Annotated in this window: 13 protein-coding genes; 1 reads left to right on the top strand and 12 read right to left on the bottom strand. The window is 42.8% G+C overall.

Going from position 1 to position 19,015, the window contains the following annotated elements:
• Positions 1-9 precede the first annotated feature (9 nt).
• The 7 genes from QUB80_RS15865 to QUB80_RS15835 all read right to left on the bottom strand — a co-directional run bounded on the left by QUB80_RS15865 (position 10) and on the right by QUB80_RS15835 (position 10,223).
• Positions 10-1,992 (bottom strand): FHA domain-containing protein, encoded by a 1,983-nt coding sequence (locus QUB80_RS15865; protein WP_289790478.1) that lies wholly within the window; start codon positions 1,990-1,992, stop codon positions 10-12.
• A 247-nt stretch (positions 1,993-2,239) separates the two neighbouring features.
• Entirely contained in the window at positions 2,240-2,824 is a 585-nt protein-coding gene (locus QUB80_RS15860) for an FHA domain-containing protein (RefSeq protein WP_289790477.1), read from the bottom strand.
• 275 nt (positions 2,825-3,099) lie between these two features.
• Positions 3,100-4,500 (bottom strand): sugar porter family MFS transporter, encoded by a 1,401-nt coding sequence (locus QUB80_RS15855; RefSeq protein WP_289790476.1) that lies wholly within the window; start codon positions 4,498-4,500, stop codon positions 3,100-3,102.
• Positions 4,501-4,703: 203 nt separating this feature from the next.
• Entirely contained in the window at positions 4,704-6,308 is a 1,605-nt protein-coding gene (locus tag QUB80_RS15850) for an iron uptake porin (protein WP_289790475.1), read from the bottom strand.
• Between the two features lie 137 nt (positions 6,309-6,445).
• Complete coding sequence (locus tag QUB80_RS15845) at positions 6,446-7,444, bottom strand: ABC transporter permease subunit (protein ID WP_289790474.1); 999 nt, start codon at positions 7,442-7,444, stop codon at positions 6,446-6,448.
• Positions 7,441-8,994, bottom strand: a complete 1,554-nt coding sequence (locus QUB80_RS15840; RefSeq protein ID WP_289790473.1) for a sugar ABC transporter ATP-binding protein — start codon at positions 8,992-8,994, stop codon at positions 7,441-7,443. The genes QUB80_RS15845 and QUB80_RS15840 overlap by 4 nt, the downstream gene beginning before the upstream one ends.
• A gap of 215 nt (positions 8,995-9,209) precedes the next feature.
• The gene (locus tag QUB80_RS15835; RefSeq protein ID WP_289790662.1) at positions 9,210-10,223 is read right to left on the bottom strand and encodes an ABC transporter substrate-binding protein; all 1,014 of its coding nucleotides are present in this window, start codon (positions 10,221-10,223) and stop codon (positions 9,210-9,212) included.
• Between the two features lie 724 nt (positions 10,224-10,947).
• On the opposite strand from QUB80_RS15835, the gene QUB80_RS15830 reads away from it, so the two are divergent.
• Entirely contained in the window at positions 10,948-11,985 is a 1,038-nt protein-coding gene (locus tag QUB80_RS15830) for a LacI family DNA-binding transcriptional regulator (RefSeq protein ID WP_289790472.1), read from the top strand.
• Positions 11,986-12,018: 33 nt separating this feature from the next.
• Here the strand turns inward: QUB80_RS15830 and nfi are convergent, their stop codons facing one another.
• The 5 genes from nfi to QUB80_RS15805 form a co-directional block, all read right to left on the bottom strand.
• Positions 12,019-12,684, bottom strand: coding sequence for a deoxyribonuclease V (gene nfi, locus QUB80_RS15825; RefSeq protein WP_289790471.1), 666 nt, complete (start codon positions 12,682-12,684; stop codon positions 12,019-12,021).
• Positions 12,685-13,114: 430 nt separating this feature from the next.
• On the bottom strand, positions 13,115-14,200 hold the full coding sequence (gene mnmH / locus QUB80_RS15820; RefSeq protein ID WP_289790470.1) for a tRNA 2-selenouridine(34) synthase MnmH: 1,086 nt from the start codon (positions 14,198-14,200) through the stop codon (positions 13,115-13,117).
• Between the two features lie 211 nt (positions 14,201-14,411).
• A complete protein-coding gene (locus QUB80_RS15815) occupies positions 14,412-14,645 on the bottom strand; it encodes a Nif11-like leader peptide family natural product precursor (RefSeq protein ID WP_289790469.1) in 234 nt (77 codons plus the stop codon).
• A gap of 198 nt (positions 14,646-14,843) precedes the next feature.
• The gene (locus QUB80_RS15810; protein ID WP_289790468.1) at positions 14,844-15,560 is read right to left on the bottom strand and encodes a pirin family protein; all 717 of its coding nucleotides are present in this window, start codon (positions 15,558-15,560) and stop codon (positions 14,844-14,846) included.
• A gap of 538 nt (positions 15,561-16,098) precedes the next feature.
• Positions 16,099-18,774 carry a DEAD/DEAH box helicase gene (locus QUB80_RS15805; RefSeq protein ID WP_289790467.1) on the bottom strand — a complete coding sequence of 892 codons (2,676 nt, stop codon included), beginning with the start codon at positions 18,772-18,774 and terminating at the stop codon, positions 16,099-16,101.
• Positions 18,775-19,015: the final 241 nt, after the last annotated feature.

The raw sequence follows: 19,015 nt of genomic DNA, 5'->3' as shown, positions 1-19,015 counted from the left end.
AGTCACCTCTTAAGGAGATTGATTCAATACCCACTTTAGCCACTGTCTGAAGGAATTTACAGGATCTAAGCGATGCAGTTTAGGCGCACGGGCAATAGCAAGACTATCCACAGCACAAAGAGCGGCATATTGCAAGCCCAAAAAGCTATCAACTGCTGCATAGGGGCCACCAAAGGTAATCGTTCCCGCAGCATACGTTTTAGCTTTGTCATTCCGCATTTCTACTAACTCAAAATCGTTTGCAACTGCTAAACGCTGCATGGGATTGAGTGGTAGATTGTAATGTTCAACTAAATCCTTTAGTAAAGGGCTTTCCTTTACTTTGGCATCTAAGCCTGTGGCATCAATAATAAAGTCAACAGCAGGAAGTTGAATTTCGCCAAAGTCTTTGTCTTGAATGTAAGTGATGATATGCTGCCTGGCATCCTGTTCTACTCTTGTCACCACGGCAAATTGAATTTTATACCAACCTTCTGCGATTCCAGTTTCCGTAATGCGTTGCCAGTCTAGGCGATCGGCGGTAGTAGTTCCTCCCCAGACTTTATTTGATATTAATTCTTTACGTACATCTGGAGGTGATTTTTCTAGCATTTCTCGCAATTCTCCACCCCAACAAGCTTTTGGCCAGTTAAATGGTTGCAATTCGATGTGATGCTTGACTGAACGTTGAGAACTGCCGTATTTGTTGCCTTGGGGTTTAGGCGATCGCATTAAGTGCAAAACAGAAATATTGGGATTCTTCTGTCGTACCTCATAAACGCGCTGCAAAATCCGAGAAGCAACTATTCCCCGTCCTTGTATCAAAATTCTGCCACCTTGGCGTTCTAATTGCTCGTAGACATGATTGTGTTCTTCGTAGGCATTTACAACCGACTTAAAGTCTTCGTATTTGTCCCGATAAACTTGCAAATGGGGAAGAAACTGAAGTGCTGGATAACCAGTAGCTAAGTGTAAATAACGACATACCAAAAAAGCATGATTGCCACGTCCGCGTGAATAGGCTAGACAATACCTGCCATCATCGGTTTTACGAATAGCCAATACTCGCCCGAAGCGATACATTTTATCCCAGCCGATGCGCTTTGCCTCCCGGTCTATAGAATCAAATACATTACCAGAACGGGGCGTATAAGTTTCGATAAAGGTAGGTTCAGCAAAAACTTGCCATAGATGCCTCACAGAATTATTGAGCCTGCCTTTAGTAAAGTCGTGCCAAGCTTCTCGCAAAGCATAACTAGGCCAGCCCCAAATATTATCAGGACAAGAGTCAGAATTAGAGCGTAATCTTTCGTGTAAAGGAATCTGGGAATTTTGACATAGAAGCTTATAACGGGCGTATGGCTCTTTATCTATACCTAATGCGATAATTTTGTCAATAGAGACACCACTTATTCTCAGTAAATCTATCCAAACAAAACTACCTAATCCAGCCCCAACTCCGAGATATTCTGTTTCCTCTACTGGTAAGCCTGTAGCATGAAGTGCTTGTACAGAAATTTGTTGTTGTTGAAACACCGGAGGCGGGAAATTGCTACTCACTGGTGTCACAGGTTGCTGTGGAGGTAAGGTGGGGTCTGGGAGGTTGGTATTGGGGTTGAATTGAATAGTAGAATTTCTGCTAGGAGCTTGTGGAGGTGGGCTGGGTGTAGTAGGAACTGCAAAGTTGACAGAAATTACATAAAGGCCTATTTGTAAAAGATCCCCACTATTCAGAATGGCTCGTGTTTGACGTTGACCATTCACGTAAATGCCATTAACACTACCTTGATCATTTGCCACTAATTGACCTTGTTCCCACTCAATTAAGGCATGAAAACGGGAAACTTGGTCATGGTTGAGCACCATCCGGGTAACTGGTTGCCCCCGATGTTCAGCTGGCATTCTGGCAAATTCTCTACCGAATGCAATTGGTGCTCTCAACCTTGGTTCTCGTTGTTCTCCGGTGACTGGTTCTTGCCAAAATAATTGAATTTCTATAGAACCACTATTCATAATTTTTTGAAATTATAAAAATTGTTATCCAGATCATAAATGAGAGACAAGAAGCTCAAAGAAAAAAGTCACGAAAATGCTTAAAAAATACCACAATAACAGCTTTGTGATTATATTTTGATGAATTATTTTCTTCCATAAGTAGGGGAACATAATTAAATTTAAAATGTAAATTTCTGGACAGTAGATGGAAACAGTCTTTTACCTTCTACCATCTGCCATCTGCCTTCTACTTATTACCTTATAATTAATAATTTGTTGGTGGAACTAAAACGCTTTGTGCATCTTGCAAAGAATGACCACAGTGGTGACAACCTAACAACAAGTCATTGTAGGAAGAAATTTTCTGGCATTTAGGACACTGCAACCCATAAATTCCTTGTGGTGGTGTTGGAGGTATGGGTAGATGATATCCCGGATTTACTTGGGGTTGTGGTTTTGCTATTGGCGTTACTGGTTGGGGTGGCGTCAAAATTGTCGGTGGAACGCTGCTAGCAGAGGGGATCGAAATAGCGATCACCTTGAGTTGTTGTTGCCCTAAATAGATTGTGCTACCTTCACCTAAAGGCATTTCACCTTGAGTCAATTTATGTCCATCTATTAAGGGGGGGTTTTGTTCTCGTAAATTTCTAATTAAGAAGCGTTGCTGCTGAGAATTGAAAAAGATTTCTATATGCAAACCTGAAACGGTAGGGTTGCTCAAAACAATATCGCACCTGAGTGGATCGCGACCTATACGGATGGTACCAAGATTTTTACTTGGCTGGTGTTCGTGAATTTTCTGAGTTTTGGCTTGTCCAGCATCATACCATTGTAAAGTGAGTGCATTCATCGTTCCAACCCCCTCATTCTTAATTTAGCTACAACTTCTCCCTGTGCGATTCCTAACATGATTAGGTAGGTGCAAGCAACTATTTACAAAATATTTAAATGAATCCACAGTAAATTGCTAACAAGCCTGTGGAAGAAGTTGAGCTAGCTATAAAGTTATTGTGCAGATTTGGGATGTTGGTACGCTAAATTTAACACCTTTTCTGTGTTTATATTAGATTTTTAAGTTGTATAGACAAATAGGTAGGGTTGTTGTGCAGCTAAAATCAATGTCAATTACATATTTTCTAACTCAATTCCTTTGGTTTCCCTAATAAAGAACCAAACGAAAAAGATTGAGATTGCCGCAGCAGTTGTATAAAGACCGTAAGCAGTACCTAGCCCGAAATATTGCAATATAGGAGGAAATGTAGTGGAAACAATGAAATTCGCAACCCATTGCATTGCCGCAGCAAGTGAAAGTGCAGCAGCTCGAATCTTATTATTAAACATTTCTCCCAACAGTACCCAAACCACTGGCCCCCAGGAAAAACCGAAGCAAAACACATAAAGGTTAGCTGCAATGAGAGCTACAATACCCGCACTTGTGGTGAGAGTGGGGTTGCCCGCAGCATCTAGTTGAGCGGTTCCAAAAATAGAAGCCATCGTTCCCAAGGTTACAGTCATGCCAATTGACCCTAATATGAGCAAGGGCTTGCGACCAAATTTATCTACGAAGGCGATCGCAATCAGCGTAGTAATAATGTTAACGGCTCCTGTAATTACCGTGATCGTCAAGGAATTTTTTTCTGAAAATCCGACTGCGCGCCACAAAATGCTGCTGTAGTAGAAGATTACATTAATACCAACAAATTGTTGGAATACAGATAAGCCGATGCCGATCCAAACAATAGGCAGAAGTCTACCACTTCTGCTTAAGAGATCGGAAAATTTAGGCTGGCGCTCTCGCAGCACTGTTTGACGAATTTCTTCGATTTTTGCCAGGACATTACCCCCTAGAATCTTGGTCAGAACGTTAGCAGCTTCTGGCTCTCGTCCTTGGGCAACCAAGTACCGGGGTGATTCAGGAATTGTCAAAGCTGCCATCCCGTAAAGCACGGCTGGAGGAATTTCTGTCCAAAACATCCAGCGCCAAGCAGCTATTCCGAACAAAAATGGCAACTCAGCTGAACCTGCTGATACAGCAATAAAGTAGTCAGATAGCAGGGCAATGAAAATACCCACTACAATTGCTAGTTGCTGGAGAGAACCTAACCTGCCTCGCAAATGACTGGGAGAGCACTCGGCAATGTAAGCTGGGGCAATTACGCTAGCAGCACCAACTCCTAACCCACCCAAGATCCGCCAAAAGATAAAATCCCAAATAGTAATGGCAATCCCGGAACCAATGGCACTAATGGTAAACAATACCGAAGCTACCACCATTGCTTTAACTCGACCATAGCGATCGGCAATTTTGCCTGCATAGAAGGCTCCGACAGCCGATCCTAGTAACGCCAGAGACACCGCAAGTCCAGTCTGTACACTACTGGCATTAAAAGCTTTGGAAAGAGCTGCAACCGCGCCGTTGATTACGGCAGTGTCAAAACCGAACAAAAAGCCGCCGAGAGCAGCAGCACCAGCTATCAAGATGACATAATACGTATTGGCTTTACGACGAGTAGTAGTGGAAGACATAGTTTGTATGTGTTACTAGAGTGTTTGTTAGACTGGGTTGAAAAGATGGCAGAAGGCAGAAAGGATAAAAATTGTCATGTCTTCGTTGTGTGATTTATTACATGACCGTCTAGCTTGCAAATAGACGCACCGGACGTGGGGAAGCAACTTTTTTCGTGAATGGCTGGGTGGAAACTGAGATCGGATTTGCGATCGCTCTGGATTTAGAAATCGAAGGTTGTGCGAACCAAGCCTACATATTGCGGATCGTTTCTGCTGTCGTTTTCTGGGTGAAGAATTACCCAAAAACCAGGAGTCACGGAAATATTGTCATTCAGTCGCCAGCGATAAAATGCTTCTATGTGGTAAGCATTGTCTCTTTCTGAACGCACCTCACTACTGGATACGCGCGGCGGTATACCAAAGAGAATTCCTGGTAGGTTGCCTCTACCTCCCACATCCGGAAACGACATACCAATCGCTCCATACCAAGCGTTGGCATTGTCACCATTATTTACAAACAGTGCATCTGTTCCATTTCTGCCATTAGAAATATCGCTCAAGCCAGAGTTTTCGGCATTTGCCCAGATATATCCACCCCAGGCGTGGATTTGGAAGTTTTCAGAGAAACGATAGTATCCTTGTGCGCCCACGATGTTGCTAGAAGTAGCAATGTTGTTGCCAAAGGGAGAAATTGACAAGTTGCTACCCGTTCCACCTGTGAGATCGACTTTGCCACCAGGGCTATAGCCATGAGAATAGGCGATACCAACTGCTCCTTGCTTGCCGTAATACACCAAGTGCGCTAAGGCGTTGTAGCCACCATCAAATAACCCATTTTTTTCAGATGGAAAATTGGGATTAATTACCAAATAGCCCAGGGTGAGAACTAGTTCATCAGCAAGCTTCCAGTTAACGGCTGCACCGCCACCGCCTCGTCGAAATAGGGGACTGTATTCTCCAAATAGTGAGGGAACGCCGTTACCGTCATCAGCAATAGTGGCAGGAGTTACGGTATCCGTAATGTCTGTGTAGCCAATACCTGTGGGGCCGACGACAAAGGAAACGGAATCACTAACCGGAAAGTAGTAACGGATGTGGGGAATACTGAGGTTGTTATCAATGTTGGTGTCAAAGTTTAGCCGCGTCATTCCGGTACCCGTTACCGATGCAATTTGGCTTCTACCATCGGAATTCAAGAAATTGCCGAATTCTAGACGGACTCGCAATAAATCTTTGCCTGTGAAGCTACTCTCTAAGTTGAGACGACCTCGATTAGCAAAGTAGGTTGCGGAGCGATCATGATCGTCAGCCACGGCATTACCAAAGGTGTCGCTAATCGCAGTAATAATTTGAGCGTTCAGCTTAGTAGTAGTAGAAAATTGTTGTGCTTCTAGAGTTGATGCGCGTGCTTCCAGGCTATCTACTTGCCCGCGCAAGGTTTCCAGTTCTGCTGCAAACTCTTCTTGCAACCTTTGCAGTACTGCCAAGTCTTCTTGATTAAGCAGTTCGCTGGTACGTGCAGCAATTAACTCATTGATCCTGTTAAGGCAAGCATTTAAACCAGCCGCAAACTCATAACGGCTGAGAGCACGGTTGCCGCGATAGGTAGAGTTAGGATAACCCGCAATACAACCGTAGCGTTCGACAAGCGATTGCAGTGCCTGAAATGACCAATCGGTTGGTTTGACATCACTAAGCTCGGAAACAGAGGTTACCTGTCCCTGCAAGCTGCTCAGGTTAACATCTGCATCCTCCAAAGGTGCAGCCGAAACTGCTGGACATATTAATAAAAGGAGCGGAAAACTGTATAAAAATTTTTTAAACATAGGGTTTAGCAGGGGTGTTGCTAAATTTTGGATATGAAATACAAAAATTTAGCATTCTCATACTACTTCTCAAAAAATGGCTGCAAATGTCATTTGCTTGTAGTAAACACAAAGCGTGCTTACTACAAAATGATTTTTCAACGTCTGGTACGTCTGCGGAGCCGATCAATCATTACCGCCACAATAATTACTAGTCCTTTGACGACTAGTTGCCAGAAGTAAGACATATTCAAGAGGGTTAAACCATTGTTGAGAACAGCAATGATTAATGCACCCAGAAGGGTTCCCCCGATAGTACCAATCCCACCTGTGAAGCTGGTTCCACCCAGAATTACAGCAGCGATCGCATCCAATTCATAGCCTTGACCTAACATTCCAGTGGCACTATAAAGACGGCTGGCACTCATAATTCCTGCCAAACCTGCCAGCAAGCCACTGACGCCATAGACAAATAGCAACACGCGATCAACTTTGATGCCAGTCAGTCGTGCTGCCCGCTCGTTACCACCAACAGCGTAGATTTGTACTCCCAAGACTGTCTGCCGGAGGACAAACCAACTCGCTGCAACAGTCAGAAGTGCAATGATTACTAACCACGGCAAAGGGCCTAAATAACTATTGCCTATCCAAGCAAAGTTCAAGTTACGGTTGATGACCGTTGTACCATTGGCAACTAAAAAGGCAACACCCCTTAAGGCAGTCAATGAACCCAATGTGACAATAAAAGGCGGTACATCTAAAAAGGTGATAAGAGCGCCGTTAACTAACCCCAAAGCTAATCCTGTTAGCAACCCAGCAAGTACAGCCGCCCAACCTAAACCAGGCAGAAGCGACACCAGCACTGCAACTACGGCAGAAACAGCTAATATCGACCCCACTGAAAGGTCTATACCTCCGGTCAGAATTACAAATGTCATCCCTGTTGCTAGCACAATATTAATTGATGCCTGCCGCAATATATTGATGGCATTACCTGGTGTCAGGAAGTTGGGGCTAAGTAACGCAAACATGATGCAAATTAGCACCAGGATTGGCAGAATTCCTGCAATCTGAAGTAAATTGTTAATTGATTGACGCTGACGTGACTTGGGATGCTCTCCTGGTCTATTGTTGACAGGTCTTAAGGTTTGACTCATGATGCTAGTACCTCCGATGCTCCTGTGGCATAGTGCATGATGTTTTCTTGGGTAATTTCTTTGTCAGGGCTGCCGTCAAGTTCGCCCACCAGTTGCCCTTCTCGCATCACCAAGACGCGATCGCTCATCCCTACAACTTCCGGTAGTTCGCTGGAAACCATGAGAATAGCCACACCTTGTGCTGCTAAATCACTCATGATTCGGTAAATTTCGCTTTTGGCACCGATATCTACACCGCGTGTCGGCTCATCTAACATCAATACTCTTGGCTTAATGGCTAGCCAACGTGCTAGCAGTAGCTTCTGCTGATTGCCACCAGAAAGATCCACTGCTCTAATTTCCAAATTCGCAAGCCTGATATTAAAGTTTTCGACTGCTTCCGTTGCCGTCCGATTAACGGAACCCCAATTAACAATGCCAGCCTTTGCCTCCTGCTTGAGTCTGTTGAGGGCAATATTCTTACGAGAACTCATCTCCAAGAATAAACCCTGATCTTTGCGGTCTTCTGGAACGTAGCCAATACCGGCAGCAATGGCATCACTAGGCGAATTAATCTCCAGTTTTTTACCATTCAGGAATACCTCACCGCTTATCTTAGGATCGGCACCAAAAATCAGTCGAGATACCTCTGTGCGTCCTGCACCAACTAGCCCTGCCAGTCCGAGAATTTCTCCAGCATGAAGCTGAAAACTAGTAGGCTGAACTTTGCGTTCGTCACTGATATTTCTGACTTCCAGCACTACCGGGCCGAGATGCGTTTGCCGTTGATGTTCATAAAAGTCCTGCATCGAGCGACCAACCATCATTCGCACTAATCGATGGGGAGAAATTTCATCACGGGTGAGACTGCCAATGTATTGACCATCCCGCAGCACGCTAATTCTGTCAGCCAGAGCATATATTTCTTCCATGCGGTGACTGATATAGATGATGGCAATGCCGTCATTACGCAGTTTGTGAATTACTTGAAACAAACGCTCAGTTTCACGGTCAGACAGTGCTGCTGTTGGCTCATCCATCACTAAAACGCGGCTTTTGTCCTTCAGCGCCCGCGCAATTTCTACTTGCTGCTGTTCGGCGATCGACAAGTTACCAACAATGTCATGGGCGGAAAAACTGGCTCCTAAGCTTGCCAGCACTTGCTGTGCTTCATGCTCCATTCCTTTGCGGTCTAAAAACTGACCCCGCCGTAACTCGCTACCCATAAAAATATTTTCAGCAACGGTTAAATTGGGCGCGACGTTCAGTTCTTGATAAATGAGATTAATACCCGCCCTGCGTGCTGTACCCGGATCGGTAATTTTCACGGGTTGACCGTTGATGCGAATCTCACCTTCATCGGCAATGTAAGCCCCAGCCAGAATCTTCATCAATGTACTTTTGCCTGCCCCGTTTTCGCCCATGAGGGCGTGAACCTCTCCCGGATAAATTGTGAGATTGACATTTTGAAGAGCAGGCACACCATGAAATCTTTTTGTAATCCCTCGCATCTCTAATACAGGGGTGGCGATTGATGCATTCGCCAAGAAGGTTTCATTATCTGTTGTCATAAGTGGCTTTTGCAAAAACAATTCGGAATTGGTGATTGGGTACTGAGGATTAGGGACAGGGGGAAATAGAGGCTAGAGGAGAGATTGGGGAGATAGGGAAGATGGGGAAGAATTTACTCTTATTACTTCCTCACCTCTCTTATCTCCTTGTCCCCCACCCTCTTTCTTTGCGTCCCCGCGTCTTCCTTACCCTCCTAGTCCCTAGCCCCTATTACTTACCAGCCTTGAAAGGTACTGACGTTATCTCGCGTAATCAGCTTGACTGGAATCAGAATGGTGGGTGACTTAGGTTTTTTGCCATGCAGGATATCGTTGCCAACCTGAACTGCTGTTTGAGTCATGCCTCTAGGATTTTGAGTAGCTGTTGCAGCATAGAGACTATCTTGGGATGCGATCGCCTCAATTGCTTCTGGCGCCCCATCGACCCCAACAATGAAAAATTCCTTGCGTTTTGCTTGGCTGGCGGCAAGATCTACTCCCACACCGCTTGGATCGTTGATGGCAAAGACTGCATCAATTTTGGGAAAGGTTGTCAGTAGATCGCTCATGACTCTGAGTCCTCCATCCCGACTACCTTCTGCGTTCTGGTCTTTAGAGAGTATTTTGATATCGGGATACTTGGATAATACTTTTTGGCAACCATCAACTCGCTGGATGACTGAGTTTACAGGCGGCCCGTTCACAATTACTACACTACCTTTGCCCTTGAGGCGATCAGCAATATATTGGCAAGCAACCTCTCCGGCTTGCAGATTATTGGTGGTAACTGTAGCATCTACCTCTGCATCAACGGCTGTATCTACCGCAATCACTACCGTACCTGCACGTCTTGCTTTCTCAACTGCTGGCTGAATTCCTCTACTGTCAGCAGCATTAAGAATAATGACGTCAGTATTAGCAGCAACAAAATTTTCGATTTGGTTGAATTGCTGGTTCAGGTCATAGCCACTAGAAACCACAGTAACTCTGACATCACTACCCCCGATTTTCTTTGCTTCTTTCTCGGCTCCTTGCCCCATCAAAACGAAGAAGGGGTTACCTAAATCGCCAACGGTGACACCAACCGATCGCAATTTTACCTCTCGCTCCTGTGTAGCTGTGTTAGTAGCAGTGTAAGTATTAACGCTATTAGTAGTACTGTCATTTGGAGAGGTATTTGTGCAGCTTACCAGAGTACCACCGACGATACTTAATACGCTAGCTACAATCGCAATCTTTTTCACATTCAGCTATTCCTTAAATTATTTTTGTTTTATTGTCAACAGCATTAAGGTTGATTAATTTAATATTGTCAGAATGAAATTTTCGATTTATGTTGAATTGCTGCTTCAAGTCAAAGCCACCGAAAATAAAATCATCTGAGAATTATTCATCTCATTCTTCTTGTGAATGTAAGTGAAGATTTGGAGTGTTGTTGATGCAATTATTTAGGTTGGAGACATATCCTGTTACTTTTGGATATTGAGTTATTAAATTGTGGTTTTGTACTTTCATTTGCACACATATGTCATAGATATATCTGAAATTATTTTTATTTTTGCACACGTGTGCATTAAACGTGTATTAAGTTTATTTGCGAGGTATATACAGTTCTACTTAAAATATCTAAATATTCATATAGACAGAGCAAATGCTTTACTTTGAATCAGAATTTTACCTCAATTGGCAGTACTTAGTTTTCCATACTAAATAATCACCTCAAAATTGAATTGAATGCCTTAATCTAATTTTCTCTACGACCGAAATTATGCGATCAATTCGATCAGCTATTAAATTGATATCTGATGCAATTTAGTTTTCAGGTTAGATTTTAATAATTTTTTAAATATTTTTGCCAATTACAAAAATATCTGTAACAAAAATAGTGGTTTGACAATTAACCAAATTTTCCTGATAATTGATATTATTATGCACACGTGTGCATAAATATTGTAAAATAATGTAAAAATATCAATGAGGAAACGAAAAACTTCTATAGAAGATATTGCTCGAAGAGCAGGAGTTTCTCATACCACGGTTTCACGTGCTTTACGAGATAGTCCTCTAATTAGCCTGAAGGTGCGAGAGGAAATTAAGCAACTGGCACGGGATATGAGCTATGTGCCAAATGGTATTGCTCAAAGTTTACAAAATCAACGTACTAATACTATTGGGGTAGTAGTAACTTCAATAGCAGATCCCTTTTTTGCTGAGGTAGTAGAAGGAATAGAACAGATAGCTAGAACAGCAGGTTTAAGTGTTTTGTTAAGTGCTTCACATCGAGATTTAGAGCAAGAAATAGCAGCTATTAATAGTTTTGAACGTCGTAGAGTGGACGGTATCTTAGTAGCCGATTCGCGAATTAGTAAACACCATACGAAGCAAATAGCACAAATTGCTGTACCAACAGTTTTTATGAATAGCCAAACTAAAGATCAACCCGAAATGATTCACTCAGTGTCAATAGACGACTGCTTAGGTGCTCGATTGGCTGTAGAGCATCTTATCAGTCTTAAGCACACCTCTATTGGTTATCTGGGTGTAGGCGATCACAGTAGATCAAATCAGCAGCGTCTAGAAGGATATCGAATGGCTCTGAGTGAAGCAGGTTTACCACAAAAGACAGATTGGGTTGCAATTAATGATGAAGATAATAAAAGAAGCAGTGATGTTGCAACTGGTCAACAGATGTTGTCTAAATTAGTTACTGCTGGCGTAACTGCCATATTTTGTTATAACGATATGGTTGCAGTTGGCGCTCTTTTAGCTTGCCAAGAATTAAGTATTTCGGTACCACAAGATTTAAGTTTAGTTGGATTTGATGGTATTGCTCTGTCTGGTTATGTTACGCCACCCTTGACAACAGTCAGTCAGCCAATGTTAGAAATTGGTCGCCTTGCTATGCAAATGTTACTAGATTTATTAGAAGAAAAAAGTGTAGAAAACCGCGTTTTGTCGCCTATTTTAGTAAAACGGGGTAGTAGTGCGCCATTAAAGAATGACTGCAACTAGTTTTGTTTGCAAAAGACGCGATCTATCGCGTCTCTACTTATTAGACGCCAATTTATCAGCAATGCGTGTAGTTTCTGGCAATCGATATTTGGTTGTGCAGCGCAAGACGTAATCAATAGCTGTAGGCAAACTGATGCGATGACCACTAGAAATATACACAGGCTTGACACTTGGGCGTGTTCTTAGTGCTGCTCCAACAGCTTCACCTTTATATATTAATGGTTGCCAGCTTCCTCGTGTATCTGACAAGTCTTGGTGCTTACCGACTAGCAATGATTTAGCTACTCCAATAGTCGGTATATCTACGATAACTCCAAGATGGCATGCTATTCCAAATCTGCGTGGATGAGCTATTCCCTGACCATCACACAAAATTATATCTGGTGTTAATTTTATCTTTTCTAAAGCATCAAGAACTGCGGGCATTTCGCGAAATGAGAGGAAACCGGGAATGTAAGGAAACGACGTCGGGCGGCGTGCTATGCTTGTTTCCTGTAGTTGCAACTCAGGAAAACTCAGTACTGCAACGGCGGCACGGCTAATTGTACCATCGGCTTCAAAACCCATATCTACCCCAGCCACGTACTGCACGGGTTCTTTGAATTGATCTACGGTAATGACTTCTGCTTGTAGTTGCTCTTGGATAGCGATCGCTTCCTCTACTGTTAAAGTCCAACTGTGGCGTTGATTAATTTTCAAATTACACCCCTTGGATTAGTTCGACTAGAATACCTGCTACTCCACCATATTGATTTTGACAACTCGCAGGTGTTCAGATCCCCGAATTTTTTAAAAAATTCGGGGATCTATAACGAAAAGCTTTTTACGAAAACGCAGATTGTAAGTCGTGGTTGGCGCAATTTGTAGGAAGTGATCGCGCTTTATAGATCTTTATATTTAAACTTGAAGCGATTACCTCCTTACAGCAACACTAGAAGCATAGGAGACACTAATTACTTTTATTTGTTAGAGTTAGCAAGCGCTGATAGTAGGATGGTGTTACGGTTATGTAAGGATATGAGCATTTGAGAAAGTAAGAATTAGCCGTAACGCACACAATCATGCAATGCGTTACACGTTGCTTTAACTTTATAAATCATCTCTAACCCTCCTTTTTGAGGAGGGAATTTTATTGTGACGAAACTAGTGTTAGTCCAGAGATATTACTTGACAATAAAAAATCCAATAAATTATTGATACTACTATCAGATAAATCTGGTATAGATAGCACTCGTTTAACTTTGCTAAAGTCACGTTGGATCGACTTAGTGTAGGTTGGATCGTAATGGCACTCTAGAATATCTCGTACAAATTCTCTCAGATTGCCATTATCAATGAACTGATACCATTCATTTAATTTCTTCCAGCCACAGCAAGGTTTTAGTTTTTCTAGCTTTGCTTTTAAAACTTCAGGATACTTTTCTAAATGCTGATATTCCTGTAAGAGAAATTGAACTCTTGCAGTGATAGGAAGGTAAATTTCTACACAGCTACTCTGTTTCATTTTCTTCCATAAAGACTGCGGCAAATAGAGTTTACCAATTTTGAAGCTTTCTGATTCTACCCACACTGGCTGATGAAGATTAAAGCTTTGTAGTTGTTGCAGTAGCAGTGTTTCAAAATATTTTTGTGATGGTTGAGGTGTAAGTTTGCCTTGCCACTCTTCACCCAACAGAGAACCGCGATGGTTAGCCAAAGCTTCTAAATCTAAAATTTGAGCGCCGCGATCGCGCATTTGGTGTAATACATGAGTCTTGCCACTACCAGTTAAACCGCACAATACTTGATAGGTAAATGTTTCTGGCAATTGTTCGATTTGTTGGCGTACATAAGCGCGATAAGTTCTATAGCCACCTTCGAGTAGAGTGACTCGCCAGCCAATTTGATTTAGTACCGAAGCCATACTCAAAGAACGCTGTCCGCCCCGCCAACAATATACAAGGGGATGATAGTTCTTTGGTTTGTCAGCGAAGTGTTCGTTGAGATGGAGAGAGATATTTTTTGCTACCAAAGCCGCGCCGATTTTTCTGGCTTCAAAGGGGTTAACTTGTTTGTATATTGTTCCTACTTGGGCGCGTTCGGCATCATTTAGAACTGGTAAATTTATTGCACCAGGAATATGGTCTTCCGCAAATTCACTGGAGGAGCGAACGTCAATAATTTCACTGTAGGTTTCTTTCCAAGGCTGTTGGGTGTATGTAATTACAGGCGGCATGCTAATCAACTACTCTCTTGCTCCATTGTGACACTCTGACGATTTGGTTGATGGCATCCTTTAAACATCTGGTGAAAAAGCAAAGACGCGTACACTCCTAGCATTACTGGAGGGTAATTTCGCGTCTCTACTTTGGTTTGACATTTGCAGTAGGTTAAGAATCTACGCAGAGTAAAAAAGACGTTAATTAGCCTTTACTTACAAAAAAGGATTATTGGGGTTGAATATGCCGACGAGGAGCGACACCGGGATTGACAATTTCTGCCACTTCTTCTTCGGACATTTCATTGAGTTGAGATTGTAATTCTTCGGCTGTGAAGTCATAACCACTGTCTTGAGCAACTTTAATGCAGCCATGAACAGTCATTGCGGATTTGAGTTGTTGCCTGATGGCGTCGTCTTGTTTAGCGGTTGCTAAAAATTCTTTCACACTTGCTTGAGACATAAGTATAAAATTCCTCTGAAATTTAGTTTCTTGAATTTGAGATTAAAAGGAAGCCGACACCCTTAAGGGTGCGGGCTTGTTCGGACTGTATTACGTCCACCTCGAATAATCGATAGATTAATAGTTTTGGAGCTACTATCACTTCTCCTTACGGGTAGATTCGTCTCTACCTCAAGCTAATCCACCATTAACGAGAGATTAACCCAAATCGAACAGCAAGAGTTCTGCACCCACATCTGCGCTAATTTCAAGTTGCTCTTCTCCATTCATTTGCACTCCATCTCCGGCTTTGAGTTCTTCACCATTAAGCTTGACTTCGCCTTGAGCAATTTGCAGCCAACCGTAGCGATCGCTCAAAAGATGATAATTAACAACATCACCAGCTTCCAAAACAGATGTGTACAAATCAACATCCTGGAAAACTTTCACTGCACCATCGCGTCCATCTTTGGAAGCAATTAAGCGTAAATTACCACGCCTTTCTTCGATTGGAAAAGCTTTTTGATCGTACCTTGGTTGCAGTCTTTGTTCGTTAGGAAGAATCCAAACTTGTAGAAAATGGACGGGTTCGATTTGAGAATGATTAAATTCGCTGTGTAAAATACCAGTACCAGCACTCATGATTTGTGCTTCTCCTGGACGAATTACCGAACCGTTACCCAAGCTGTCTTTATGCTCTAGAGCGCCTTCAAGCACGTAGGTAAAAATTTCCATGTCTTTATGTCCGTGAGTTGCAAAACCAGCGCCAGGAGCAACACGGTCATCATTTATTACACGCAAGGAACGAAATCCCATCCGGCTTGGATCGTAAAAACCACCGAAGGAAAAAGTGTGGTAACTATCGAGCCAACCTATTTGAGTACGACCGCGTGCATTTCGGTTGTGAATTACGTGAGTTGCGGTATTGAAAGTCATACATCCACCTTTGTCGTAATATACAGTTGTAGAAATTGTTAGTCAATCTTGTTTAATAGCAATAATGCTTGTTTTTCAGTCATTTTTTATTGTGGTAATTAATTAAATTGTGACTTGATTAGCTCAACTTTATCCAGGAGATGTATCCGCAATATTATTTTGGTGTCAAAACATGGTATGATGAGGTATTAGTCATATACCAAAATGAATAATCTACTCATATCAATTCGTAATTCGTAATACTTTACGGGAAGCTGCGCTGCATCGTGTCTATGTAATTAAGAAAGTCAGATCTGGTGTAGGTTTCAAGGTTTGAATGTGTTGCCAGATTTTCGCTGTTGTTGTTATTTAGAATTTAATTAAGACATCAAATGCCGTTATCAACATCAAAGATGAAGGTTTACGACTTTTGGCGAGAGGGCATCTCGCTACTGCTTTTGGACAACCTGTAAGACCATCTAAAGGCACTGCTTTTAGAGGCAATGCTGGATAAAGGAAGAATCTCTGCCGTTCTACGGCAGAGAGTTGTCAAAGAAAACTATTCAACTACTTCATTGACTGGGAACCTGTCAATTAACTGTGTAGCACGGTAAGCGTTGCGCTGCAAAGCTTCTGACAAGTAAGGTACGTGGGGAATTTGCGATAGTAAATCTAAAGTTCGACGTAAAATTCGCACTACATCGCCATCATCCAAACTAGTATTTTCACAGAGTTCGTTCCAATCCATTCCTAACGCCCATTTTTCTACTAGAGCAATTAGTTCAAATTCCAACCAAATAGGTAAAGCCACATCATATCGACGTTGCAGTTGAAACATTTTGCGGCGAATTCCTCGCAATTTTGCTAAGGCTTCTGCTACTTCATTACTGACATCGAAACGTACTTTGCTGTCTGGACGTGGGGTTTCTATGACTAAAGCCGCAACAGATGCTGCTAAGTGATGCGGATCGAGATTGTCAAATTCCCCGCTTGCCAATGCTAAACCCAGCCACAATTCATTTTCACCCCGAATTGCAGCTGCAACTTGCCCTAATTGTGTTGGCACAAGATTGTCAAGACCTTCAAAGTACTGCAAAATTTCAATTAAACTGAGAAATTCTTCCCAATGACGTTGAGATTGTTGCTCTACTTGCGCTTGCAACTCTTCGATTTCAGATACTAGTTCAACAGCCCGTGCTTTGCGTTTGAATACTGTAGCAGCATTACCCGCTTGGTGTAGAGGATGAGCCTCTAATTGTTCTTGCAAAGCGACAACGCGATGAAGTTGTTCTGCTACTTCCGCAGGCATATGTAAAGACTCGCCTGGTTCGGGAATTTGTTTAGCGATCGCTGCCGTTTCTTCGTTACCGCGACGCGATTGTCCCGGTTTCAAGGGCATTTCGGCAGGTGGTAGCAAGTTAGCAGGTACATCAATTCGCGGCAATTGTCCATACAAATCTACTACATCTGCCGTTGTCGCTACATACCAACGATTATCTGTTCCCAAACATACTAAGTAGGGAAATTGACCGGAACCTTGGGTTTTTCCGACTATAACTGCGGTTACAGGCTTAGATACTGTAATATTTTTACCTTTGAGACTCAGCAATGTTCCCGAAACGGCAAAACTCAACATCATTGCCAATTCTTCTTGTCGGCCTTGTTGAGCTTGTTCTTGCAATGTTTTTAGTAATTTTTGTTCGACCTTCAGGCGTTGTCGCAATTTCTCATAGCTAGTAATTTCACTTTCTTCAATGGCAGCGATTTGCTCCTGAATTTGGCTAAATTCTGCTTTTCGTTCCTCTATGTATTGTAGTTTTGGTTTTAAGTGCAAATTGGCTAAATACTGTCCAAAACTGCGCTCTACTAGTTCTCTGGCTTCATCAAGTGTATGAATTTGCAATAAATTCAGCACCATACCATAACTTGGTGTAAAGTGGCTCACCAAAGGATCTGGTTTCTTGAGCGCCAAAGCTGCTGCGTGTTCTGCTCCTTCAAAGGGTGTTTGCAATGTCACCACATGACCCACTGTATCCATACCCCGACGCCCGGCTCTTCCTGCCATTTGCAAGAACTCGGAAGCGGTCAACATCCGGTGTCCGGTGTCAGTGCGCTTGGAGATGCTAGAAATCACTGTCGTACGAGCAGGCATATTAATTCCTGCCGCCAGTGTCTCAGTAGCAAATACTACTTTAATTAGTCCCTGTTGAAATAGTTCTTCTACCAACACTTTCCAGGCAGGCAAAATTCCGGCATGGTGTGCTGCAATCCCTCTGTACAAGGGAGCGATGTGTCCTGAGCGTCCTGCTTCTGGGTTGCGGGTTAAAAATTCATCAATTTGCCGCCGCAACTGCTGGGCTTCATGCTCATTCACCAACCACATTTCACCCACTTCCGCCACCGCTTTATCGCATCCCCGGCGACTAAAAATAAAGTAAATTGCCGGAAGCATATCCCGTTCTTGGAGATGACTGAGGATGAAATTTATACTAGGTGCTTCTGGTCTCCGATTACCTTTACCTTTTTCAAACTCTTTCTTTTTTCCCCTCTTGAGGAGGCGGGGGTTAATTTGGGTTTTTTCGTGATTTAAAAGCGGAAATAGTCCTTTGAGATTACCAAAATGAAACTCTAGCGGAACAGGGCGAAAATCTGAGTAAATGAGATCGGTAGGGCCGTGAACTTGATTGAGCCAATCGGTAAGTTGCTCACTGTTGGCAACTGTGGCTGATAAGGCTACCAGTTGTACTTCGCGAGGACAATAAATAATAGATTCTTCCCAAACCGTTCCTCGTTGGCGATCATTCATGTAGTGGCACTCATCTAGCACCACTGCCTCCACATCTACCAAGGAGATCCCAACTTGCCCGATGGGGGTGCCGTAGAGCATATTCCGGAAAATTTCCGTAGTCATCACCAAAATCGGCGCATCTCGGTTAATGGAGGCATCTCCTGTTAACAATCCGACTGCATCAAACCCAAATTGTTCGCGAAAGTCGCGTAATTTTTGATTGGAAAGGGCTTTGAGAGGAGTAGTGTAAAAAACTCGTTTTCCTCGCGCAAGGGCGCGATAGATGGCGTATTCTCCCACTAAAGTTTTGCCCGAACCTGTAGGCGCACAAACCACTACAGAGCGTCCAGCATTCAGGGAAGCGATCGCATCTTGTTGGAATTTATCCAGTTCAAAAGGAAATATAGAACTGGGATCAACTTCTGGAGACAGCGCAGAATAATTCACTCAATCACAATTGCAACCAGACTGTTTACTATATATTATTTCAATCCCCGATCGGGATTCATCCACTATCACCTTCTACATATCAAGCCAGAAAGTATTAGTAAATATTTGATTTTACCATGAAATGAGAAATAGTCACTATTAAAAGGGACTGGGTACTGGTGATTGGGGATTGGGAATTGGGAATTGGGAATTGAATTTTTTCTATGCCCTTTGCCCCTTGCCCTATGCCCGTGTCTTT

It is taken from the genome of Chlorogloeopsis sp. ULAP01, assembly GCF_030381805.1.
In the GTDB taxonomy this organism is placed as follows: domain Bacteria; phylum Cyanobacteriota; class Cyanobacteriia; order Cyanobacteriales; family Nostocaceae; genus Chlorogloeopsis.
This window is presented reverse-complemented; position numbering and strand designations above follow the sequence as displayed.

Bases quoted from the DNA above. Each gene is read 5' to 3' on its own strand.
- QUB80_RS15855 (WP_289790476.1), bottom strand. From the start codon at position 4,500: ATGTCTTCCACTACTACTCGTCGTAAAGCCAATACGTATTATGTCATC.
- QUB80_RS15860 (WP_289790477.1), bottom strand. From the start codon at position 2,824: ATGAATGCACTCACTTTACAATGGTATGATGCTGGACAAGCCAAAACT.
- QUB80_RS15845 (WP_289790474.1), bottom strand. From the start codon at position 7,444: ATGAGTCAAACCTTAAGACCTGTCAACAATAGACCAGGAGAGCATCCC.
- QUB80_RS15865 (WP_289790478.1), bottom strand. From the start codon at position 1,992: ATGAATAGTGGTTCTATAGAAATTCAATTATTTTGGCAAGAACCAGTC.
- QUB80_RS15815 (WP_289790469.1), bottom strand. From the start codon at position 14,645: ATGTCTCAAGCAAGTGTGAAAGAATTTTTAGCAACCGCTAAACAAGAC.
- QUB80_RS15850 (WP_289790475.1), bottom strand. From the start codon at position 6,308: ATGTTTAAAAAATTTTTATACAGTTTTCCGCTCCTTTTATTAATATGT.
- QUB80_RS15830 (WP_289790472.1), top strand. From the start codon at position 10,948: ATGAGGAAACGAAAAACTTCTATAGAAGATATTGCTCGAAGAGCAGGA.
- QUB80_RS15810 (WP_289790468.1), bottom strand. From the start codon at position 15,560: ATGACTTTCAATACCGCAACTCACGTAATTCACAACCGAAATGCACGC.
- mnmH (WP_289790470.1), bottom strand. From the start codon at position 14,200: ATGCCGCCTGTAATTACATACACCCAACAGCCTTGGAAAGAAACCTAC.
- QUB80_RS15840 (WP_289790473.1), bottom strand. From the start codon at position 8,994: ATGACAACAGATAATGAAACCTTCTTGGCGAATGCATCAATCGCCACC.